The sequence below is a fragment of the Sporosarcina sp. GTC18466 genome (assembly GCF_055389225.1).
On record NZ_AP044037.1, the window covers coordinates 1,307,524 to 1,328,942 of the forward strand.

Annotated in this window: 19 protein-coding genes; 4 read left to right on the forward strand and 15 right to left on the reverse strand. The window is 52.6% G+C overall.

Features of this window, described 5'->3' with window-relative positions; translation table 11 throughout:
* Nucleotides 1–74 precede the first annotated feature (74 nt).
* From ACZ5FK_RS06380 to ACZ5FK_RS06395, 4 genes are all read right to left on the reverse strand, one after another.
* Nucleotides 75–1,745, reverse strand: coding sequence for an acyl-CoA dehydrogenase family protein (locus tag ACZ5FK_RS06380; RefSeq protein ID WP_464807066.1), 1,671 nt, complete (start codon nucleotides 1,743–1,745; stop codon nucleotides 75–77).
* Nucleotides 1,742–3,247, reverse strand: coding sequence for a class I adenylate-forming enzyme family protein (locus tag ACZ5FK_RS06385; protein WP_464807067.1), 1,506 nt, complete (start codon nucleotides 3,245–3,247; stop codon nucleotides 1,742–1,744). Before ACZ5FK_RS06385 ends, ACZ5FK_RS06380 begins: the two co-directional genes overlap by 4 nt.
* The gene (locus tag ACZ5FK_RS06390) at nucleotides 3,198–3,707 is read right to left on the reverse strand and encodes a MerR family transcriptional regulator (RefSeq protein ID WP_464807068.1); all 510 of its coding nucleotides are present in this window, start codon (nucleotides 3,705–3,707) and stop codon (nucleotides 3,198–3,200) included. Before ACZ5FK_RS06390 ends, ACZ5FK_RS06385 begins: the two co-directional genes overlap by 50 nt.
* Before the next feature lie 135 nt (nucleotides 3,708–3,842).
* Nucleotides 3,843–5,195: a transposase gene (locus ACZ5FK_RS06395; RefSeq protein WP_464807383.1), complete on the reverse strand. Its 1,353-nt coding sequence runs from the start codon at nucleotides 5,193–5,195 to the stop codon at nucleotides 3,843–3,845.
* A gap of 224 nt (nucleotides 5,196–5,419) precedes the next feature.
* On the opposite strand from ACZ5FK_RS06395, the gene ACZ5FK_RS06400 reads away from it, so the two are divergent.
* Nucleotides 5,420–5,872 (forward strand): hypothetical protein, encoded by a 453-nt coding sequence (locus ACZ5FK_RS06400; protein ID WP_464807069.1) that lies wholly within the window; start codon nucleotides 5,420–5,422, stop codon nucleotides 5,870–5,872.
* A gap of 258 nt (nucleotides 5,873–6,130) precedes the next feature.
* On the opposite strand, the gene ACZ5FK_RS06405 is transcribed toward ACZ5FK_RS06400, so the two are convergent.
* Genes ACZ5FK_RS06405 through ACZ5FK_RS06425 form a run of 5 tightly spaced genes read right to left on the reverse strand, consistent with a single transcriptional unit; the run spans nucleotide 6,131 to nucleotide 10,701 of the window.
* Complete coding sequence (locus ACZ5FK_RS06405; RefSeq protein ID WP_464807070.1) at nucleotides 6,131–7,258, reverse strand: ABC transporter permease; 1,128 nt, start codon at nucleotides 7,256–7,258, stop codon at nucleotides 6,131–6,133.
* A gap of 13 nt (nucleotides 7,259–7,271) precedes the next feature.
* Entirely contained in the window at nucleotides 7,272–8,516 is a 1,245-nt protein-coding gene (locus tag ACZ5FK_RS06410) for a hypothetical protein (RefSeq protein WP_464807071.1), read from the reverse strand.
* Nucleotides 8,516–9,391 carry an ABC transporter ATP-binding protein gene (locus ACZ5FK_RS06415; RefSeq protein WP_464807072.1) on the reverse strand — a complete coding sequence of 292 codons (876 nt, stop codon included), beginning with the start codon at nucleotides 9,389–9,391 and terminating at the stop codon, nucleotides 8,516–8,518. The genes ACZ5FK_RS06410 and ACZ5FK_RS06415 overlap by 1 nt, the downstream gene beginning before the upstream one ends.
* A 1-nt stretch (nucleotide 9,392) precedes the next feature.
* Nucleotides 9,393–10,148 carry a hypothetical protein gene (locus ACZ5FK_RS06420; RefSeq protein WP_464807073.1) on the reverse strand — a complete coding sequence of 252 codons (756 nt, stop codon included), beginning with the start codon at nucleotides 10,146–10,148 and terminating at the stop codon, nucleotides 9,393–9,395.
* Nucleotides 10,135–10,701: an RNA polymerase sigma factor gene (locus ACZ5FK_RS06425; RefSeq protein ID WP_464807074.1), complete on the reverse strand. Its 567-nt coding sequence runs from the start codon at nucleotides 10,699–10,701 to the stop codon at nucleotides 10,135–10,137. Before ACZ5FK_RS06425 ends, ACZ5FK_RS06420 begins: the two co-directional genes overlap by 14 nt.
* Nucleotides 10,702–10,863: 162 nt before the next feature.
* Here ACZ5FK_RS06425 and ACZ5FK_RS06430 point away from each other — a divergent pair, with 162 nt between their 5' ends.
* On the forward strand, nucleotides 10,864–11,982 hold the full coding sequence (locus tag ACZ5FK_RS06430; RefSeq protein WP_464807075.1) for a hypothetical protein: 1,119 nt from the start codon (nucleotides 10,864–10,866) through the stop codon (nucleotides 11,980–11,982).
* A gap of 158 nt (nucleotides 11,983–12,140) precedes the next feature.
* Here the strand turns inward: ACZ5FK_RS06430 and ACZ5FK_RS06435 are convergent, their stop codons facing one another.
* The 4 genes from ACZ5FK_RS06435 to ACZ5FK_RS06450 form a co-directional block, all read right to left on the reverse strand.
* Nucleotides 12,141–12,443 (reverse strand): hypothetical protein, encoded by a 303-nt coding sequence (locus ACZ5FK_RS06435; RefSeq protein ID WP_464807076.1) that lies wholly within the window; start codon nucleotides 12,441–12,443, stop codon nucleotides 12,141–12,143.
* 119 nt (nucleotides 12,444–12,562) lie between these two features.
* On the reverse strand, nucleotides 12,563–14,326 hold the full coding sequence (locus ACZ5FK_RS06440) for a DHA2 family efflux MFS transporter permease subunit (protein WP_464807077.1): 1,764 nt from the start codon (nucleotides 14,324–14,326) through the stop codon (nucleotides 12,563–12,565).
* A 9-nt stretch (nucleotides 14,327–14,335) separates the two neighbouring features.
* A complete protein-coding gene (locus ACZ5FK_RS06445; protein WP_464807078.1) occupies nucleotides 14,336–14,983 on the reverse strand; it encodes an HlyD family secretion protein in 648 nt (215 codons plus the stop codon).
* A 15-nt stretch (nucleotides 14,984–14,998) separates the two neighbouring features.
* A complete protein-coding gene (locus tag ACZ5FK_RS06450) occupies nucleotides 14,999–15,439 on the reverse strand; it encodes a MarR family winged helix-turn-helix transcriptional regulator (protein ID WP_464807079.1) in 441 nt (146 codons plus the stop codon).
* 228 nt (nucleotides 15,440–15,667) lie between these two features.
* Here ACZ5FK_RS06450 and ACZ5FK_RS06455 point away from each other — a divergent pair, with 228 nt between their 5' ends.
* Nucleotides 15,668–16,894, forward strand: coding sequence for a dicarboxylate/amino acid:cation symporter (locus tag ACZ5FK_RS06455; protein ID WP_464807080.1), 1,227 nt, complete (start codon nucleotides 15,668–15,670; stop codon nucleotides 16,892–16,894).
* A 49-nt stretch (nucleotides 16,895–16,943) separates the two neighbouring features.
* Here ACZ5FK_RS06455 and ACZ5FK_RS06460 read toward each other — a convergent pair whose 3' ends face one another.
* Nucleotides 16,944–19,184: a putative bifunctional diguanylate cyclase/phosphodiesterase gene (locus tag ACZ5FK_RS06460; RefSeq protein WP_464807384.1), complete on the reverse strand. Its 2,241-nt coding sequence runs from the start codon at nucleotides 19,182–19,184 to the stop codon at nucleotides 16,944–16,946.
* A gap of 504 nt (nucleotides 19,185–19,688) precedes the next feature.
* Here ACZ5FK_RS06460 and ACZ5FK_RS06465 point away from each other — a divergent pair.
* A complete protein-coding gene (locus ACZ5FK_RS06465) occupies nucleotides 19,689–20,747 on the forward strand; it encodes an LLM class flavin-dependent oxidoreductase (protein ID WP_464807081.1) in 1,059 nt (352 codons plus the stop codon).
* A 41-nt stretch (nucleotides 20,748–20,788) separates the two neighbouring features.
* Here ACZ5FK_RS06465 and ACZ5FK_RS06470 read toward each other — a convergent pair whose 3' ends face one another.
* Nucleotides 20,789–21,412 (reverse strand): class D sortase, encoded by a 624-nt coding sequence (locus tag ACZ5FK_RS06470; RefSeq protein ID WP_464807082.1) that lies wholly within the window; start codon nucleotides 21,410–21,412, stop codon nucleotides 20,789–20,791.
* Nucleotides 21,413–21,419: the final 7 nt, after the last annotated feature.

The window sequence follows — 21,419 nt, forward strand, 5'->3', positions numbered from 1 at the left end:
CGTAACATGATTTTCGTTTTTCGACACGCGTTTAACAAAAAATGGCGGTGACGATTTCCGTCACCACCCGGCAATTACATCAGTTCCTTGAAATGAACGACCGTCTTCATCTCATCCCCCTGCTTCCTCAGCCCCCACGTCTCTTCCAGATACACTTCCGCAAGCAACGCGTACTTCCCGCCATACTTCCGGCTCCATTCGAGGGCGACGACACTCTCATACCCATACGCCATCCGCTTCATCAGCCCTTTCGCTTCGAATGTCTGCATCGCCTCGTCATATTCTGCGAACGCTGCCAGGTCACGTCCCAGCTGATCAATTTCACGGACGAGGGCCTCTTTCAAGCCGGAAGCCGGAATGTTTGCGAGACGCGCGTCCATATCCGCTTGGAACAGCTTATGCGCCTGGAATTTATTCACCAGCCGGATGAGCTCAAGGCCGAGGATGTTCGCTGTGCCTTCCCACACGGTGAGTACCTGCGCATCCCGCAACAGGCGCGGGGTGACGAAGTCTTCGATATATCCGTTGCCGCCGTGCATTTCGATCGCTTCGTGGGCGAAATGGATCGCCTGCTCCGCGGTCTCTTTTTTCAGCAAAGCGATATAGAGCCGGTTGAGCACCTGCTCTTCCTGTGACGCCTCGCCGTCCGTCACTTTTTCATACAGTTTGATGAAGTCAAAGACTGTCGCCGTCTCGACGTGGAGTTTTGCCGCCATCTTCCCGAGTGTGTCCTGCACCATCGGATAGTCGGTCAGCTTTTTGCCGAATGCATTCCGGCGGCTTGCATAGTCTTTGGATTCAAGGAAAGCCCGCCGCATGATGCCGAGGGACGCGACGGCGTTGCAGGTGCGGGACAGGTTGAGTGCTTCCAGCATATAATGGATCCCTTTGGACGGATCGCCGACGACGTACGCGGCCGCCCCGTCAAATTCCACTTCGCCGGACGGCACGGCACGCACGCCGAGTTTGTCTTTCAGCCTTCGGATGCGCAGGCCGTTCGGGTTCCCGTCTTCGCTCCTCCATGGAACCGCGAACAGCGTCAGGCCTTTCGAGCCGGGCGGCGCCCCCTCGATGCGCGCCAGCACCATGGCGACACCTGCCATCCCGGCGTTCGACGCGAAATACTTTTCACCATGCAGTCTGTAGTGGTCGCCTTCTTTCACCGCTTTTACGACGTTCGCCCCGACATCCGATCCGCCTTGCCGCTCTGTCAGAAACGTCGCCCCTTCATAGAGCGGCACGTCACCCGTCGCGCACACATGGGGCAGGAATCGTTCTTTCAGCTCCTCGTCCGCATATTGGTCAAGCAGGTACGCCGTTGCCATCGTCAGCGTCACCGGGCAATAGAACCCCGCCTCTGCATGTGACAGCAGGTAGCCTTGTGCAAAACTGTACGTATAGTTCCCCTTATGCCCGAGGTCCGGGATGTCCTTATGCACATAGCCGACGATGCCTGTATCATACGTCTCCTGCACGGTCTGCCTGTAGCCTTCGTTCACCCAGACTTCGGACACTTCCTCGCCATATTTATCGTAGCGGTTCAGCCGTGGCTCCCCTTCCCGGTCGGTATGCTTCGCCCGCTCGTCGATCGCGCCTGCACATCGTTCCCCGAAGAGTTGCAGCTCACGAAGCGCATAGGTCAGGAATGGGCCGTCCAGCCGGTCTTCCAGGATCAGGCGAAGCGTTTCGTCACCCTCGAAGAAATTCCGCGGTTCCGCGGCAGTTTGTTCCGCAAGTACTTTCATCCGATCTCCACCCCTTCACGCAGCGGCTGCTTCAAGATCTTACCTGACGCATTCCGTGGCAGCGCTTCGACTTGCACATACAGCCTCGGCACTTTAAATGGCGCGAGTCGATCCGCTAAAAAGGCTTTCAGCTGCGCCGTATCCACTGTCTCTTTTGCCGCAAACACTGCTTTCACCGTCTCCCCCCACTCGGGATTCGGCACGCCGATGACTGCGACTTCCGTGACTCCCGGGAAGTGCAGCATCGTTTCCTCGATCTCTTTCGGATAGACATTGATACCGCCCGAGATGATCAAGTCTTTCTTCCGGTCGACGACCCAGATATAGCCGTCCTCATCGAACTTCGCCAGGTCCCCCGTCTTCAGCCAATCGCCGATGAATGCGTCACCCGTCGCTTCCTGATTCTTATAATACCGAAGCATATTCCCTTCGCCGCGCAGGACGATCTCGCCGACTTCACCGGGTGCCGCATCCTCGCCCTGTTCATCCACAATCCGCAGCTCCGTATTCAGGGGCGCCCGTTTTCCGATGCTGCCCGCTTTCTCGTTGTGTTCATCTGCAAGAAGCAGCGACCCGCTCGGCCCCGCCTCCGTCAGGCCGTAGACACAGACGAGCCGGTCCGTCCTGAACGCCTGCTGCACGAGGTCGACCTCTTTCCTGGATAATGGCGCTCCGCCATACACCCACCACTTCATCGATGACAGATCCGCTTCTTTCAGCCGCGGATGGCCCGCCGTCAGCAGATAGGCGACCGGCGCACCGAAGAAGTGTGTCGTCCGTTCGTTCTGGACGCTGTCGATGAGCAGGTCAGGCGTGAATGTCGGCGTCAGCACAAGAGTCGAGCCGACGAGCATTCCTGCCATCAGGAACAGATGGAGCGGCGCAGAATGGCTGAGCGGCATCATGAGCAGGACCCGGCTTTCCGGCTTCACTTCCATTTCGACTGCAATCATCGAAGCGACCGTCAAGATGTTCCGGTAGCTGAATAAGACCCCTTTCGGATGGCCCGTCGTCCCGGACGTGTACAAGATGGTCGATTCATCATCTTCCCTGAGATTGCACTTAACGATGTCAGTTGCTGCCGCTTCCATCAGCTGGCCGAAACTCTTCCATGCGCCGCTCGCTTCGCCTGTCTTGATCAGCAATGAAGGCGCTTTCAATTGTGACACCGTGCTGAACAGCATCTCGTGCGCAATGAGCGCCTCTGCGTCCGAATGCGCAAGGATATACTCCAGTTCGGATGCAGTCAGTTTCACGTTGATCGGCACGACAACCGCCCCGATCCGCTGCACCGCGAAATACGCAATGACGAATTCCGGCACATTCGGCAAAAACAGCGCCACTTTCGCCCCTGCCCGCACCCCTTCTTTTTTTAGCGCGTTCGCAAACCGGTTCACGTTCGCGTCCAGCTCCCCATACGTCATCCGATTCCCCATGCAGACGACCGCTTCCTTATCCGCGTACTTCCTCCCGTTTCGTGCCAGCAGCTCTGAACTGTTCATCCTGCGTACCCCTCTCATTTTGTAATTTCTCCTGGAACTGAACGAGCAATTCCCCCATCTCCCGCTTCATCTCCTGCAGCTCCCGGATCTTCGCGTCGATTTCCGCAATCCGCGCTTCCCCATACGACACCGTCCGCTCGAGCTGCTTGCGCCCGGTCCGGTCCTTGTCGAACAGCAGTACCATCTCTTTGATTTCATCCAATGAAAACCCGAACCGCTTCCCCCGGAAAATCAGTTTCAACTTCGCAATCTCGCCAGGCGGATAGAGCCGCTGATTGCCCTCCGTCCGCACTGGCATCAAAAGTCCGATCTCTTCGTAATAGCGGATCGTCCGCGTCGACACCCCAAACCACTTCGCCGTCTCCGTGATCGTCTTCAGCGTCACCACCCCTTCAGCCTTTTCTATGACTATAGCATTGACGCTGACGTCAAGGTCAAGTGTTTTTGTTGGAATTGTCAATTAAAATGAGACATAAGAAAAGAGAGCGGTGTCCATCCATCTCAAGTCAACATTAACTGAGTCAATTTCATAATTGCTCTTTTTAAAAATGAAAAGACTTTCCCGATAAGAATTTTGCATTTCAAAAAACAGAAATCATGCGACTTTTTGTTGTTGTAACGATACGTTAATACGATCGGCTGCTAGCTTTGAGGCATTATAAATTAAGACAATGGCGTCAAAATGGACTTTCGCTCGTTTTCCAGTTCGATACCGTACATTGTTGAGTTGATAGAATTCTTTCAGATAGGCATTGACACGTTCAACCGCAGTTCGGCGGGCGAAGACTTTCTTCCAAGCTTTTGATCCGCGCGCTGGCACCGTGTACTTGCGAAGGTCTGTGGCACTTTTAACCTTATATACTTTCTGGCATTGGCCTTGGTTGGCGAGGGGACAATCTTTACACTCGAGTGGTTGCGTGTATTTCAGGGTTCCATATTTCGGGTCATAGCTGTCATAGCGATAGGAATGCTCCCTAAAACAGGTCGGTGCAAAGTGTTCATCATAGCCGATCATTTCACGTTCGTTTCGCTTATTATAAGCAATGTTTGACTGATGTCCCATCCGATGGATTTGCTCATAAATCGGTTCAAAGTCATAACCGGCATCCATGGAGTGATGTTGAATGGTCGACAGCTGGAACTGCGCCAACCCTTTCAACAGCGGAATGGCCGCTTTTCCATCATTCAAATTCCCAGAGGACAGAATGGACTGCAGGATGTATTGACTGGTCGCACCCACAGCTAAATGGCCTTTGTAGCCAAACCAAAAGACATTTTTCCCTTCGCTGTTCTTTTTAATGCCCCATTTAGGGGCTTGAGGTATTTCTGTGCGTAACTTATGAAGAGGCGCATCAAGCTGAGCTTCAATCTTCTTTTCATAAAGAGACAAATTCGCTTCCTCTTGGGCCTTGTCTGCCAACCATTGCTCGCGCTCTTCTTTCTTTTTTCGTCCCCGTTTTTTGGGCGTTTTCTTGGTATCTGCCTCCTTCGGAGGCGCCTGGTCCCGAGCTTCAAAGTGAGTGGCGTCAATTGCGATTGTTTCATCGGCAATAAACCCTTCGCAGATGGCTGTCTCGATGACTGTTTGTTGCACGCGCTCCAAGATATTTGATTCACTTAACTTCGTGAGAAGTCGGCTGTAGGATGCTTCGGAAGGAATCGAATCGGACACCTTGAAACCGCAGTCCAGTTTAAATGATAGATCCCGTTTCAGCCGTTTTACTAAGTCGGCAATCGTAGGAATTCGTTCAACGTACCGAATAAAAAAGCTGACAAGCATAGCTCCATAATTCAGCTCTACAGGCGCACCAAGACTGGATTTCTTATTGATCGCAAAGAAGATTGCATCCAGATCGAGCGCACTTATAATCTCTTGATATTGTTGGGTAGGTTCCATGTCGTATAATTCTTGGATGCCAAATAGGCTTTGTTGTCGTATAATGGTCAAAGGGAGTACCTCCAGTCTTTTGGGATGTTTTAGTCGACTACCATTATACAAGACTTGGGGAGGTACTTCTTTTTTGATGTCTTGAAACCCTTGATAGATAAGGGCTCGGAATTATGAAATTCACTCAACTTCTTAAGAATTAAACTATTTGAAACCTTTTCCTGTTCTCTACTGTATAGTAGGAAATAGAAAAAAAGAAATATTGTCAGCAAGGGGCTGTAAAATTGAACTCAACCAGCAGCAAGTTCATGTTCTATGTTTGGGGGTTTCTGTTATTCTTGCTCTATTTTAAAGTGCTTGGGTATGTGTGGAATCGGTGGATCTCGGGTAGTTTCATACCGGACGGCTTCGCCTATCTCATCATTTTGTTTGTGCTGATCCCGGCAGCCTTCCTGACAGCAAGATTCCTAGTGAAAATGATACCGATGAAGATTCATTACATCGGCATCTCCGTAGTCGCCTTGCTGTTCTCTTGGAATCTATACGATGAGCGCCGAGAAAAAGGGCTCGATGAATTATTCGATTACCGTGCATCGAGTTTCGAGGCAATGAATTTCAACTTTGACGGATGGCGGACGGAAGAAGCTGAGCCTGTTGAAGAATTGTTGGAATTCCTGAGCCAGTATCGCGTAAAGCGAATGAAGGATTCTGAATGGAACCAAGATGTGTCCCAGTAAAGAGGGTTTGAGTTCTTACTTTACTCAAAGGGAAAGGGATCGGGCGCTTCCATCCACCCGAACCGGCTGCTGCTCTTTAACAAACCTGGCTACTATAAAGTCTTGAATGGCCCGATAGATATGCAGTGGGTGGATGCGTTTGATAAGAAATATGGAGATGGCAAGTTAAGAGGACAGCGGGACAATTGAAATGACGCAATAGAAATAAGCAAGCAACCGCGGACAGGCGATCCATGGTTGCTTGCTTTTTTCTCAACCTCACAAAACATCCATCCGCTTCTCTCTCTTCCATAAGAATGCCACAAGCAACACGCATACCAGCATCATTCCGGCGTACGAAACCGGCGGCAGCCATTTAGGTGTGAAAGTCTGGAGCATATGCGGTAAGAGCGGTCCAATGCCGAAGATGAGGAATGCGGCAACGAACGGGATCTGCACGCCGATGAGCGAGACGAAATTCGGGACGAGATTCGAGAATGCCATCGACAACGTGACGAAGATGAAACCGATCAGGTAGATGGCAGCTGTGTACAATATGATAAACTGGAAGAACGTCAGATCAAACCAGGAATCATTGGCGATGAATGTGCTGATATCCAGGCCAAAAAACATCGATGTATCATTCAATGAATACAGTGCGAAGTAGATGGCCAGTAGCCCAGTCATGACGAGAAATGCGGCGATGTAGCCAGCGGCAAGTTTCGTGCTGAACAGTCTGCGCCCTTTTTTCGCCGTATACTGCAGCGGCACGATGCCGCCTGTGCGGTCCTTCAGGATGGCCGGCGAGATGACGAGCACGACGCTGAACAGGATCGCGACTGCCACGTTCGTGATGAAATGCTTGAAGTTCTGGATAGTGACTTCCGGATAAATTCCGTATTTCCCTTCCGCAATCAATTCCTCGTAGCGCTTCTTTTGCGCGTCTGTTGTATCGTCCGGAATGAGTTTTCGGATTTCATAGAACTCCATCAGCCGTTCATACTCCTGCAGTTGCCAGAAAAGTTCTGTGTCGCTGTCGAAAAACAGTGTGTCGTGGAGTCTGTTCGCTTCGGAATCCGGAGCTTCCCAGTCATACGCCATCACCTTCTCGTATTCCGCAAGACCCGCCTGGACGAAATCTTCCCTCGACTGCAAATACTCATTCGCCTCCCCCACCTTTCGCGCATATGCCTCCTTGAAATCCTTGAATTTCTCATCATTCATGGAAGTGCCGTACTTCTCGACCATTTCCACGCCGAGTTCATACGAGTATTTCTCACTTCCATTCGGAAAGTGTGTAATGTAGAATTCGATTAACAAAAAATACAACAGGCCATTGATAGCGGCAAGGAGCAGCATCGTCTTCCACGTGAATATTTTCCGCACTTCATTCCATAAGATTCTCACGTCAGCACCCCCTTTATAGATCTTCTTTCAAGAATCGTTTATACGACAGATAACAAGCCGCCATCGTGATAATCGTCCAGCAGGTGATTGTCATCCATTCGAAATTCTCGAACAGGATCAATCCGCTGCTTCCCATGAACGACGCAGGGATGGCGAGCAGGAGTGTCGATAGTGTATACGCAGCGTAAAATAGCAGGTTGGATGATTTCGGCGTGAAGCTCGGCAGCAGCCACATCAGAATGAAGAATGCAGCCATCAGGAAGAACGTGATGTAGCTGTTTTTCACAAGGATTGCTACGGCGTATGTCAAGCCGGAAAATAGCAGAAGCGAGATGATGACGAGCAGCAAGGCGCCTGCAAGGAATTGCGCCATTGACAGCTTCCACCACGAAATATACGGGAAGTTATATTCCCAGTTGAATGCACTGCTGACGGACGTGCTCCAGACATGCGAGTAGTCGAACATGATGAAATACGTGCCAAGCGTGACTCCGAAAAGCCCGAGGAAGATTCCTGCTGCAAGTGCGAGTGAGGCTAGCAGCTGATCGACCTTCACCTTCCTGCCCCGGGTTGTGCTATAGACGACAAGATGCGTCTTGTGCTCGAATTCGGATGTCGTGATCAGGCCGGTCGAGAGGACGACGAGAAGGAGCGCCTCGATGATCAGATGCAAAAACACGGTCTTATAGAGGAAGCTATGCATGAAATACGCCTTTCCGGCGAAGAACCATTGCTTGTGCTCCCCGTCCTCCAGCATTTCCGTAAAACGGTCATCGAGTTTTTCCGCTTCCTTGCGAAACAGGTTTGCGGCTTTCCCGGTCAATCCGTATTTCGTGATTTCGCTGTCCACGTACGCATGGATGTCAATTGCTGCATAATTTTCATCAATCGACTTTGCCATGCTGAGGTACATGTCTCTAACAAGAAGCCTATTTACAAACTGGTCCCCCGCTATGTACGTCTGCTGTTCTTCAAACGGAAGGCTTTCGAGGAAGTCATGGATATCGCTGATCGCCCGCCCTTCTTTCTCTGACAGCTTCACAAGATCACTCTGCATGTCATGTTCGAACCGACCTAGTGCGTCGCCAGTGATGTCGAGACCATACCGGTCGATGATGCCGTTCACTGTTTTCAGTTCCTCTTTATGGTCCGACGAATTGATGATGACGAACACGTTGAACGCCATGAACACCAAGAGCAGCCCGAGCAGGACCGGCGAAGTGAGCGCCTTTCTGCATTCATGGATGAAGATCCGCATCAGGCATCCCCTTCGATTTCGTCGCGGTATTCATAGAGGAACACGTCTTCTAGCTGGGGAGGGACGGCTTTCCAGTCTGCATCCGCCCCTCCCGTTGAGATGAAACGGACGGTCATCTTGCCATACTCCTGCTTTTCGGACAGGAGGACATGAGTTTTCCGGAACGCGTCAAGGCGGCTGAAGTCGATGGTCGTCTCAAACACCATTCCGGCGAGCCTTCCGCATATATGCTCCACAGAATCTTTAACTAGCAGCCGCTTGTTCTTGATCATGATAATTTCATTTGCAATCGACTCGATATCCGAGACGATATGCGTCGAGATGATGACAAGCCTATCACGGGCGAGATCTGTCAGCAGATGCCGGAAGCGCGCCCGCTCTTTCGGATCCAGCCCCGCTGTCGGCTCGTCGAGGATGAGGATTTTCGGGTCGTTGAGCAGCGCCTGGGCGATACCGACGCGCTGGATCATCCCGCCAGAGAATTTTTTCATCTTTTTATTCACAACATCCCCGAGAGCGACTTTCTCAAGGAGTTCGCCGATTCTTGGGAGCGCCTCTTTCTTCCCGATCCCTTTAAGTGCGGCGAGGTACAGCAGATACTGTTTCGGCGAGTAGTTCTTATAGTAGCCGAACTGCTGGGGCAGGAAGCCGAGAAGCTCCCGGTATTTCTCATCCATGCTAAAGATGTCCTGCCCGTCATACAGGATTTCCCCGCTGGTCGGGGTGATCAGCGTCGCGAGCATTTTGATGAGCGTCGTCTTTCCCGCTCCGTTCGGCGCAAGCAGGCCGTACAGCCCCGTGCCGAATTCCAGGCTGATCCCCTCAAGGGCAGTGAAATCCCCATAATCCTTGCTCACTTCTTTTACAACTAACATATCAATAGACTCCTTCCGGCTGCTTGAAATCGACCAACTTCTTCAAGTGGTTCAGGTAGAGGACGAGGCAGCCGATTAATACAGCTGCATAGACGGCATTCGGCAAGTTCAACAGCAGCACGTTGTAAAATTCGCCACTCGCGTTTCTCACGATCAGATTGCCGGCGACCCAGACAATCGCCGATGCGATGACAATCCCTTTCGTCCTCCTTTTTTGTAATGCGAGAGTTAGAAGGAAGGAGAACAGGAATAGCGACGTGCCTGACAATAGGAATGCATGGCCAAATTGGAACTCGGCATAACGCACCGCCAGCGCTGCAATCAAAGCCGTATTCACAGCTACCGCAAGCCCGCTGAACGCCAGCATCCGCAACGCGATCACTTGGTAAACGTTGTATTTACAGGCCATCTCGACGTCATATGTCGCGGAGCTGGCTTTATGGACATAGGTGAAAACCGAGAAAGCAAGGAACAGGACAGGCGACAGCAGGAATACCGCCGCATACAGGTTATGCACATCCGAACCGGCTGGCGTGAGGAGCAGCAGGCTATATAGGGCGATCACCATACTGGTGAAAATGACTGTCAGCTGCAGCCGGTCCGCGAACAGATGCCGCCACCCGACCTCCTGTACCATCGACCGCATGACCGAAACGAATGTCTCCTTCTTCACCAATCCTTTTGCGACAATCAAACTGACTTGCATCTCGATTTCCTGGTCATCCGGCATCGGAATCTTGAGTTTACCGTCCTTCATCCTGTTCAGCCTCCATTTCTGCGCGAAGCCATTTCAGCCCCGTATAGTACCGCGTTTTAACCGTCGAAACCAGCATTGCTTCCATCTCCGCAATCTCCTTCAGCGTATAGCCGCCGAACAGTTTCAGGCGCAGAATCTGCTGCGACTGCGCGGAGAGTTCGCCTAGAAGTTCATTCACCGCTTCGAACTGCTCTTTGTATTCAAGGTCAAGCACCATATCGGATCCATCCGCCAGTTCCGTCTCCCGCTCGTCCATCGCCTCGGTCTGCTGGGCATACCGGTACTGCTTCGACCGGAAATGGTCGACGACGCGGTTCGAAGCGATCCTATAAAGCCATGTCCGGAATGACGCTTTTTTCGGATTGTACGCCTGAATCGACTGCAGGACTGTGATGAACAGTTCCTGCGTCAGGTCCTTCGCGAGTTCCGCGTCGAGCGTCTGCTTATAATGGAACGCATAGAGCTCCTTGTAATAGGCCGTCACGAGAGTATTCGCCGCGGCTTCGCTGTTCTTTTTCTGTATCTGTTTGATCAACCGCAATTCGGCGTCCATGATTCACACACTCTTTCCGTGTTTCTTGCCTATAAGTATATTCGAATTCCGCATCTAAAAAGTTTTAGAAGAAGAGAACTTTTTACAATGACCTCGAAAAGGGATGCTCTTTTGGCGCATGTGATGGTACGATAGGGGATGAAAAAGGGGTGACTAATTAGAATGAAGAAACTAAAAATGCTGTGCGTGCTCAGCGTGCTTGCGCTTGTGATGGCAGCCTGCTCAAACGATAGTGAATCCGTCAGCAAGGAAGACGCGGAAGCAATCGATGTTTCCAGCTACTTCCCGCCGGTCGGCATGAAGCGGACGTATATCCAGTACGGAACGGAAGGCGAAACGATGGAGTCGGCGGATACGGTGAACCTATCGGAAAACACGGACGGTCCGGATACGGTGTTCATCCATGAAAGAGGCGGAATCGCGGCTGAGTCCATCAAGGAATATGACGTAAGTGATCAGGAAGTGAAATTGATTTACGTCGTCAACGCGGCGAAAAATGAAGAAACATCCATTGTAGAACTAGCGAACAAACCTAAATGGGACAAGAATGATGCGGATCATTCGGTCAGCCGCATGACGAAAATCGGCATGACGTTAGAAGTTCCGGCCGCTACATATGAAGATGTCATTGAAGTGACGACCGAAATTCCGGATGATAAAAAAGGCCGGAGAACGATCCATTACTATGCACCGGGTGTCGGTCTGATCAAGACGGTCTTCGTATTCGGCGACGGCGATGAATTCACGTTTTCTGAACTGAAGTCTGTGGAGATGACAGCTGATGCTGCTGAGGAAGAAGAGGCAGGCGACGATGACGCGGCCGGTTCAGCTGCAGAGGAGCAAAAGCCAGCTGCTGAAAAGGATGAACCGGGCAGCGAACCCGCAGCCGAAGCGGATGAGCAGGACGGGGTCTATTCGAACAGCGAATACGGCTTCTCCTTTGAAATGCCGGAAGCTATGCTGGACAAGCTGAAGGTGGACACGGGCACCTGGGACCAGGAAGCGCTCGCGACAGTCGACTTCACGCTTACAGATGAGGCGCGCAACATCGAGCAAAGCCTCTTCAGCATTCTGGTGTTCAAGAATGATGGCAACGCCTCTTCATGGGAGCATCCGGTGTATAAATACGTCGGTTCCAATGATCAGTATGTATTCGCCTACACGATGTCGAGCGATCCGAGCGAAGAGATGCTGCAGCCGGAGAACGAGGATTTGCTGAAGGAAGCACAGGTGATCATCGAAGAGTCGAAGCACGCGATGGAGACGTTTGACGCGGAATGATGAGAGACTGCCCCGCCTACTAGCTGCATGCTGGTATGGCGGGGTTTTAGCGTGGGGACCGGTAACGGCAGCACAAGTGATTCACTGGCCAGTCGAGCAAAAATCTATTATAAAAATAGAGAGCAGGCCGCATACCGGTCTGCTCTTTTACGCCAATATTATAATCGGTTGATTAATCGATTCAGTTCCATCTCATGGCGGCCGGTCTTGCTGCTAAGATAGGCTGTATCATCTTTCAAGCCTTTTATTTCACTGGATATAGTAACGAAAATCCCCTTATGTTCTTCCAGTTTGTCGTATCCATACTTGAAACTGCTGCGCATCTCGATGGACATGCTATCCAGCTTTTCTTCCATCCTATCCATGCGACCGTCAAGCTTTTCCATACGATTTTCCAGACATTGTTGCCCCGTTTTTATCTCTTTGACTTCTGAAAGAATTTGTTGAAGCAGTTCTTCCATCCGACTCAGCCCCCGTTCGATTTTTCATTAGTATACCACAGTCTTACGTTGCCAGCGCCGGCACGATGCAGTTCTGAAAAACAGAAAACCATGCCCCGCTGCGAGCATGGTTTCCCTCATTATTCTTCTCCTTCCACCGGCGGCTTTGCGCGTTTGATGAAGAAGGCGAGCACAAACGCGACAACTGCGATGCCGGTAGCGACGACGAATGCGTCGTTGATGCCTTGGACCGTTGCATTTTTCACGGCTTCGCTGTAGATGAGTGTCGTGGCGAGCGTCTGCCCTTGCTGGACAGGGACGCCCATTGCAGCGGACAGGCCTTGGCCGAGTTCAGCCAGCTTGCCGGTGATGAACGGATTGTCGCTGGTGATGACATTTCCGTAGGACGCCTGGTGGAATGCACTTCTGGTCGTCATGACGGTGATGAGGAAGGCGGTGCCGATACTGCCGGCGACCGTCCTCGCTGTGTTGGAGGCGGATGTGCCGTGGCCCGCGAGCCTTGTCGGCAGCTGGTTCATCCCTTCCGTATTGACGGTCATGGACAGGAATGACATGCCGAACATCCGTAAAATGTACAGCAGCATAATGAACCCGTAGGACGTGGACATTGACAGAGTCGTGAACTGCCAAGTGGTCACGACAGTTACGGCAAGGCCGAATACCGCCAGCCAGCGTGCGCCGAATTTATCGAACAGCTTCCCGGAAATCGGCAGCATGACTGCCATGGCAATCGCGCCTGGAAGCATGAGCAGGCCGGAATCGAGCGCTGAAAAGCCGCGGATGTTCTGCAAGTAGATCGGCAAGAGCAGCATCGCCGCGAACATGGCCATGTTGATGATCGAGCTGATGATGGTCGTCAGCGTGAAAATATCGTATTTGAACACGCGCAGTTCCAGCATCGGTTCGTCCGTCGTCAGTTCGCGCCAGACGAACGCAATCATGCCGACCACGCCGATGGCAAGCGATATAAGGACAATGCGGCTATCCCAGCCGTTGTTCCCCGCTTCACTGAAGCCGTAGAGCAGCGAGCCGAGCCCGATGGTCGAAAAGATGAAGCCCCATGTGTCGAATTTCGGTTTGGTGATCTTCGTCACGTCCACCATCCAGAAATACGCCAAGATGAGCGCGATGAGGGCGAACGGGATGACGATGTCAAACAGGATCCGCCAAGAGTAATGGCCGATGAGCCAGCCCGATAGAGTCGGGCCGATTGCTGGCGCAAACAGGACCGCGACGCCGAACATGCCCATGGCCGCTCCCCGCTTGTCCGGCGGGTAAATGGTCAAGAATACGGTCATCAGCAGCGGCATGATGACACCTGCTCCTGCCGCTTGCACGACGCGTCCGATCATGAGGAGCGAAAACGTCGTCGACAGCGAGCAGATGATGGAGCCTGCTGTGAACGACCCGATCGCGAACATGAACAATTTCCGGGTGCCGAGCCTGGCGATCAAGAACGCCGTGATCGGGATGAAGATCCCGTTTGTCAGCATATAGCCTGTCGACAGCCATTGAACGGTGCTTGCCGAGACGTTCAAGTCATTCATGATATGCGGAATGGCGACGTTCAGCAAGGTTTGATTCAGAATCGCGACAAATGCGCCGAGCATCATCGTCAAGACGATTTTGCCGCGGCTCGCTTCGATACGCGCCGCCCAGTCAAGGTCACCTTCAGCAGGTGCAGTGACCGGCGGTTCTCCGGCTATGACGGGTTCCGTTAACGCGGATTGCTGGTCCGTCTCATCAAGCTCCATCTTCGCATCCGCGGAAACGCCTGCCGGCTTCGCGGCCGGGGTCCTGACCAGGCGATTTCTCATGATGTAGTTGGCTGTGAGTAGGACGAGCGCCGCGATTACGATATAGCCGATCAGATAGATAGTCATCGCCTCCACCTACTTATGGATCCGGACTGAGACGTTAATTCCTGGGATCAATTGCTCGATGTACCCGTCGATCGAGATTTTCACCGGAATGACTTGTGTTTCCTTCGTATAGTTTCCAGATGCGTTGGACGATGGCAGAAGCGAGAACGTGCCCGCTGTCGCAAGGCCGATCTCTTCGACTGTACCGCGCAGCGTCATGTCCGGGAACGCATCGACGTAAATATCGACATCCTGTCCGACTTTCACGTCATTGATTTTCGTTTCTTCAATATTAGCGGTCACCCAAAGGGAATCAAGATCGTAGCTGGTCGCAAGCGGTGTTCCTGCTCCGACCATCGTGTTTTCAACAGCGCTCGTCTGGACGATTGTTCCGTTAGCCGGCGCTGTAATGTCCATAGAAACCGGGCCATTGTCGCTTTGCATAGCGACCGAACCGATTTTATCGCCTTTCGCGAATGTCTTGCCAGTTTCGCCATTCCACTCTTTCAATTGTCCGTTCACTGGTGATGCTATACGTACTTGCTGGCCGGTGACCTGTGCGTTATCGGTCGTCAAATACGTCACGGACCGGTTGTAATAGTAATAGCCGAGAAATCCGCCGCCCACCAGGACGATGAGCAGGATTACGTTCATGATTACCATGCGTTTTGCACTCATATGTTTTTCCTCCTGTTATTCTTCTGTAGTCAGTATGTCCACAATCTGCTGATGCGTCGACAGCAACTGTTCAATCTGCTCTTTTGGCAGCTGTTCTATGGTCTTGAGCTTTTTCACAAGCACTGATTCATGGTGGACGATTTCATCCAGCTTCCCTTCGCCGGCTTCTGTCAGCCGGATGGTCACCGATCTGCGGTCATGCGGAGCTGCATGCCGCTGGACCAGCCCTTGCTGGACAAGCCGATCGACGACCCCGCTCACGGTGCTGTTCGTCAGCTTAAGGCTTTCCGCAAGTTCCACCAGCCCGATATCCGGCTGCGACGCGATCTTGTACAATGCCTTCAGTTGCGGCACCGTCAATCCGTTCGCTTCTGCGTCCTGCCTCGCTATTTTGAACATCATCTGGTTGATTGACGAAAATGAGTTTAAAATATCGCTATTATATGCATTTTTCACGATTTCACATCCTCGCACATCAAGTATTTCGCATACGAACATTTCGTACTCTAAGTATAATAAAGACCCGTCGGACAGATGTCAACTCTTTTATTTCACCCTTTCCCTGAATAATTTCAGGCAAACCCCAATAGGCTGTTGGATGGCAAACTTGACCATGCGTGTCTTTTCGTCTATACTTCATGCGCTATCCTAAAATTCATTTTATCCATAAAGAGAGGGTTATATATGGTACAAATTTGGAAACGGTATCGCGCCATTCCATTCGCCCTGAAAATGCTGGCCGGTTTTGCGCTCGGCATCGTCGCCGGCCTGCTGCTAGGCACGCGCGCTGAGGTGCTCCGGCCTCTCGGCACGATCTTGATCAATCTGCTCAGCCTGGTCGCCGTTCCTGTCGTCTTTTTGACCGTCGTAAAGGCGGTCGATCAGATGAGCATCGCCCAGCTCGGACGCATGGGCTGGAAGCTGATCCTCTATTATGCGGTGACGACTGCAACCGCTGTCGGCATCGGAGTAGGCCTCGCGCTCCTCTTCAAGCCGGGACAGCATATGACGCTGCCGGATGTCGTTGTCGAGCCGAAAGCGACGCCGCATATTTCGGAAATCATCCTGCAGATGGTGCCGAGCAACCTGTTCCAAGCCTTTGCTGGCGGTGATCTCATGGCCATCCTGTTCCTTGCCATCATCATCGGGATGACATTGTCGTCGATGAAGTTCTCAACGGATGCCCAGATGATGAAAAGTGCGGAATGGCTCGAGCGGCTCGTCAGTGCACTCGGCGACCTGTTCAGCAAGCTGCTGCAGGGGATCCTCCTCTACGCCCCGTTCGGCGTCTTCGGCATCAGCGCCGTCGCATTCGGCAGCCAGGGCTGGGAAACGTTCAAGTCATTGCTGTCGTTCACGGGCGTGTTCTATCTCGGGATCATCATCCTATGGGTCGTCGTCTATTCCGGATTCCTGCGGTTTTCCGGCACACCGGTCCTGCGCTTTTTCAAGGACACGAAAGAAGCGTATGCCACTGCGTTCTTTACATCGAGCAGCCTTGCGACATTGCCGATTGCCATCGACGCAGCGAAGCGGGCGGGTGTTTCCGAGAAGACCGCAAACTTCGCACTGCCGCTCGGGGCCGTTTTCAATTCGGACGGCGGCGCGCTGCGGATGGGCGTCTCAATTGTATTTGCTGCATCCATCACCAACTTGCAGCTGTCGCCTTCCGACCTGTTCATCATCGTCATCATCGGCACGCTGCTCTCAATCGGGACAGCGGGCGTGCCTGCAGCCGGACTCGTCACGTTGTCGGCGGTGCTCGCCATGTTCGGACTTCCGCTTGAGATCGTCGCGCTGATCGCCGGAGTCGATGCGATCATCGGCATGGGCGGAACCGCGTCGAACGTCATCGGCGATATCGTCGGCGCTGCGGTGGTCGACCGGAAAGAGAAGCCTTCCAGGGCGTAACAGCAAAAAGCAGGCAGCGGGTTCATCCCGCCAGCCTGCTTTTTTTGATTCATGAATGAAGCTTGAGCCATTCGCCGAACTCCACCGCCGGCATCGGCCGTCCGAACAGATAGCCTTGGCCGATGAGGCCGCTGTCATACTTCCAGAGGAGCTCCGCCTGTTCCCGGGTTTCAATACCCTCAACAACAATCCCAAGATCCATTTTACGGCCGATGGTGATGATCGAGCCGACGATAGACCATTCCGAATCACTTGTCATATCTGAAATGAACGATCGGTCGATTTTCAGCACATCGAACGGCAGCGACTTCAAGATGCCGAGCGACGAGTAGCCTGTCCCAAAGTCGTCGATGGACACTTGCACGCCGATCCGTTTAAGCCCTTCCAGGATCAGCAGGGATTCTGTCTTGTTCTGCATGATGCTCTCTGTAATCTCGATTTCCAGCCTGCCGGGCGGCAACCCGGCGTCAAAGCAAGCCTGCTCGACAGTCGCCACAAAATCATTATGCAGGAATTGCCGGACAGAGGCGTTGACGGAGACGCATAAATCCGGATATCCCGCCAAATGCCATTGTTTCGTCTGTCTGCATGCTTCCCGGACGACCCACTCTCCGATCGCCACGATTTCGCCGGACTCCTCTGCGACGGGAATGAATTCGCCGGGCGGGACATCCCCGAGCTCCGGGTGTCGCCAGCGCAGCAGGGCCTCCATCCCGACAGCTGCCCGGGTGGCAAGTTTCACTTTCGGCTGATAATGCAAAGACAGCTGGCCGAGTTCCAATGCATGCCGCAGCTCCGTCTCAATCGTCATGCGGCGGAGGATTTTCTCGTGCAGTTCACTGTCATAGAACTTATACCCGCCCCTGCCGTCCCGCTTCGCTTGATACATCGAAGCATCCGCCCGCTGCATGAGCATGTCCCGGGTCTCTGCGTCGTCCGGGTACATCGTGATGCCGATGCTCGGCGTCAGCAGAATAGCATACTCTCCGATTTCAACAGTCCGGTGAAGCTGGAGCAGCAGCCTTTCCGCCAGGGTTTTCACGTCGCTCCGGGTCGCATCGGTGAGTAGAAGCACAAATTCATCGCCGCGCAGCCGATAGACCGCTCCTTCCTCTGCCACCGCTTCTGTCACGAGAGCCGCCCCGTTTTTTATCAGCTGATCTCCGATTTCGTAACCGAGTGTGTCGTTGATCTGCTTTAAATGATCGAGATCCAGCAGCAGCAAGGCTACTTTTGAATTTGAAACGCTTGCAGTCTCAATGACTTCGTCGATTTGATCAAGGAAATAGGCGCGGTTCGGCAGCCCGGTCAATTCGTCGATATATGCCTGGCGCCAAAGCCGGTCCAGTAATTCTGTCATCTGCTTCATATTCAGCAGCTGGCGGATGAGAAGCATGACGAGAATGATGAAAAAACCTGAAACCAAAGGATCCCATCCCCAGCCATTTTCCTTAATGACCAGCAGCAATAGGACGATGATGCTCAAATTGAGAAGGATGCCAGATCTTCTGCGAGATTTACGCAACTGTTGAGCACCTTCCATCTGGACATCATCCGAATATAACGCTGACTGTCCGATCAGCAGCATCGCCAGCATCCATAATGGATCGGTATACAGGCCAGGACTGTAGGTGCCTGTCATGAAAGTGGGTATGTACATGGTGTCGGCAATCAGCAATACTGCAAAACCGATACCTGCCACCAAAATCATTCCATCTCCTGTTGGAGGCCGCAGATAGAAGATATTAACAAGCAAAAATAATAACAATAAGTCCAGCAATGGGTAACCTAAATTGAACAGGAAGAATGTGAAAGAATGATCCGCCAGACCAATGATCGGGGAAATGAAATAATGGCTGCTGATGGATATAGAAGCAACCATGAAAATCGCCACATTGAAATAGAAGGTCGTATCATTACGGTCCAGCTGGCGCAAATAATAGAGGAGCGCTGCAGCAAAGACCATGTAGGAAGCGATCCATAGGAAATTGGTCATCTTGGAGTAATCCATCTCGCGAAAGAGATGCGACAGCATCATCAGGTTGGCAAGCAGATACAAAGCAATCCCGCATGCCAGAAAACCTGCAAACTTTTTCCGTCTCGCCGGCTTGTTGGCCGCTTTTCGCAGCAGCCAATATATACCGAGGCTGCTCGCCAATATAGGGAAGCCCGCTGAACCGATGATGCGTAGATGGCGGTCATCGTGGAAGACATACAGCCAGGCGCCCATGCCGGCAACAAGCAGAAAGGTGATTAAGGCCGCGGAATTTTTAGAGGACAACATACACATGATCAACTCCATTCCATCCCATTTAGGCATTTCTAGGCATGACTCTCTTAATACCTTTACCCTATCATAGATTCTCTCACGCGTGATAGATTGCGAAAGATTTCGAGGGAGGTAATTTGTACCAATCCTCTGAAAGCCGGTGTCATGCCCAGCGGCAGAAAACAAGCAATAGCCGCTGGAAAGAAGCAAACTTGCCTGGTAAAGAAGCAATCCCTTGCGCTATCACCGCAACAATGCCGCAAAGCGGAGCAATCCGTAGCTGGAATGGTGCAATTCCTCCTTCAAACGAAGCAATCCGGCGTAACGCGGGTGCTGGCAGTTTGTTCGAACAACATGTACACTGCAGCGCAGCTCTATCGATGCGACACTCTGCATCAAAAGGCCACCTCCCCTTGCATGCATTTCAATATCCCTAACCTTTCATCCTATAGTACACTACTTGCAAGGAAAAGATGGTGAATGCATCTGGGTCATAGGTCTACTATAGAAGAAAGAGGTGCAAGCATGGAACGATACAGAATACACCCTGAAAACGGGCTGGAATTCGGGATTTACACGCTCGGCGATCATTTGCCGGATCCGCTGACAGGCAAGCGGATTTCTGCGGGTGAGCGGGTGCGGCAGATCATTGAGTATGCGAAGCTCGCGGAACAGGCAGGGCTCGACTTTTTCAGTGTCGGGGAGAGTCATCAGGAGTACTTTGCCACGCAGGCGCATGCTGTTGTCCTTGCCGCGATTGCGCAGGCGACAGAGCGGATCAAGATCGGCAGTTCCTCCACAATCATCAGTACATCGGATCCTGTGCGAGTGTATGAGAATTTCGCGACGATCGATCTGATTTCAAGCGGGAGGGCGGAAATTGTCGCCGGGCGCGCTTCACGGATCGGCCTGTTCGAGCTCCTCGGCTACGACGTCCGGGAGTACGAAGCGCTGTATGAGGAGAAGTTCGATCTTCTGCTCAAAATCAACCAGGAAACTGTCGTCAACTGGAACGGCGACTATCGGGCCCCGTTGCGGAACGCCGAAATCCTGCCGCGCCCCGAGGAAGGGTCGCTGCCGATTTGGCGGGCGGTAGGCGGCACTCCGGCCAGTGCCATCAAAGCGGGCCAAGCCGGCGTGCCGATGTTCATGGCCCATCTGGGCGGACCTGCAGAGGCTTTCAAAGGGACGGTCGATGCGTACCGGGAAGCGGCAAGGCTTGCGGGACATGATCCGGCCAGTCTGCCTGTCGCGACGGCCGGGTTCTTCTACGCTGCGGAGAGCTCGCAGCAGGCGATCGAGGACTTGTATCCGTATATCAATGAAGGCATGAAAAAGACGAACGGCCGCGGGTTCTCCTGGCATCTCTTCGCAGAAGGCGCTGAACGGAGCAATATCATGAACGTCGGCAGCCCGCAGGAGATCATCGAAAAGATCCTCTACCAGCATGAAGTGTTCGGGCATCAGAGATACGTCGCCCAGATCGATTTCGGCGGCATGCCGTTTGATAAGCTGCAGCGCAATCTCGAATTGATTGGCACGGACATCCTGCCGGCTGTCAAAAAGTATACAAAAGCAAAATGAAAAACTGGCGTTTCCTTTTATCAAGGGAACACGCCAGTCTTTTACTTTTTGCCGCCGATTCGTTCTGCTTGCACGACGAGCCGGTATTCATTGGAATACTCGGGGTAGCAGGTGATCAAAGACAGCATTGCCTTGCCTTGTTGCGCCTTGAGGACTTCCACTTCATCGGGCTTGACGATTTTACGGTCAAATACCCGGAAGGAAAGATCGTCATCAACCGTCTGGAAGGTGAACGTTGTACCGACGTCCAACTCATGCAGCCGGTTGAACTGCTTTCCGATGACGCGCGCCTGATGCCCGGCGATGGCGTAACTTCCGTTCATGTCGCCCGGTTTGTCCATCCCCGGAATGGCGCCAAGCCCCTTGGCCAAAGTGGCTTGGTCCGCTCCGAGAAGGACAGGCATTTCGAGGTCGATGGACGGAATGGACAGGATGCCCTCCATTCCCGCAAGCTCGGGATGAAGCGGCGGCTCCGCAGTCTGCTTCCGGATGGCGTCTTGCGAAGCCGGTTCAGGCTCCATTTCCATGGCCTGCACCGATTGGAAAGCGTCCATCAATTCCTGGTCATGCTGCGCTTGTTTGGCATTCCCTTGCAGGAGCAGTGCGAGAAGCCCGGCTCCCGCAAGAATGAGAATGCTGCCGCTGTATCGCATGAATCGTTTCATCGCATCA

Coding starts and splice junctions, on each gene's coding strand:
- ACZ5FK_RS06380 (WP_464807066.1), bottom strand. CDS start 1,745: ATGAAAGTACTTGCGGAACAAACTGCCGCGGAACCGCGGAATTTCTTC.
- ACZ5FK_RS06385 (WP_464807067.1), bottom strand. CDS start 3,247: ATGAACAGTTCAGAGCTGCTGGCACGAAACGGGAGGAAGTACGCGGAT.
- ACZ5FK_RS06410 (WP_464807071.1), bottom strand. CDS start 8,516: ATGCGGATCTTCATCCATGAATGCAGAAAGGCGCTCACTTCGCCGGTC.
- ACZ5FK_RS06415 (WP_464807072.1), bottom strand. CDS start 9,391: ATGTTAGTTGTAAAAGAAGTGAGCAAGGATTATGGGGATTTCACTGCC.
- ACZ5FK_RS06420 (WP_464807073.1), bottom strand. CDS start 10,148: ATGAAGGACGGTAAACTCAAGATTCCGATGCCGGATGACCAGGAAATC.
- ACZ5FK_RS06425 (WP_464807074.1), bottom strand. CDS start 10,701: ATGGACGCCGAATTGCGGTTGATCAAACAGATACAGAAAAAGAACAGC.
- ACZ5FK_RS06430 (WP_464807075.1), top strand. CDS start 10,864: ATGAAGAAACTAAAAATGCTGTGCGTGCTCAGCGTGCTTGCGCTTGTG.
- ACZ5FK_RS06435 (WP_464807076.1), bottom strand. CDS start 12,443: ATGGAAGAACTGCTTCAACAAATTCTTTCAGAAGTCAAAGAGATAAAA.
- ACZ5FK_RS06440 (WP_464807077.1), bottom strand. CDS start 14,326: ATGACTATCTATCTGATCGGCTATATCGTAATCGCGGCGCTCGTCCTA.
- ACZ5FK_RS06445 (WP_464807078.1), bottom strand. CDS start 14,983: ATGAGTGCAAAACGCATGGTAATCATGAACGTAATCCTGCTCATCGTC.
- ACZ5FK_RS06455 (WP_464807080.1), top strand. CDS start 15,668: ATGGTACAAATTTGGAAACGGTATCGCGCCATTCCATTCGCCCTGAAA.
- ACZ5FK_RS06460 (WP_464807384.1), bottom strand. CDS start 19,184: ATGTGTATGTTGTCCTCTAAAAATTCCGCGGCCTTAATCACCTTTCTG.
- ACZ5FK_RS06465 (WP_464807081.1), top strand. CDS start 19,689: ATGGAACGATACAGAATACACCCTGAAAACGGGCTGGAATTCGGGATT.
- ACZ5FK_RS06470 (WP_464807082.1), bottom strand. CDS start 21,412: ATGAAACGATTCATGCGATACAGCGGCAGCATTCTCATTCTTGCGGGA.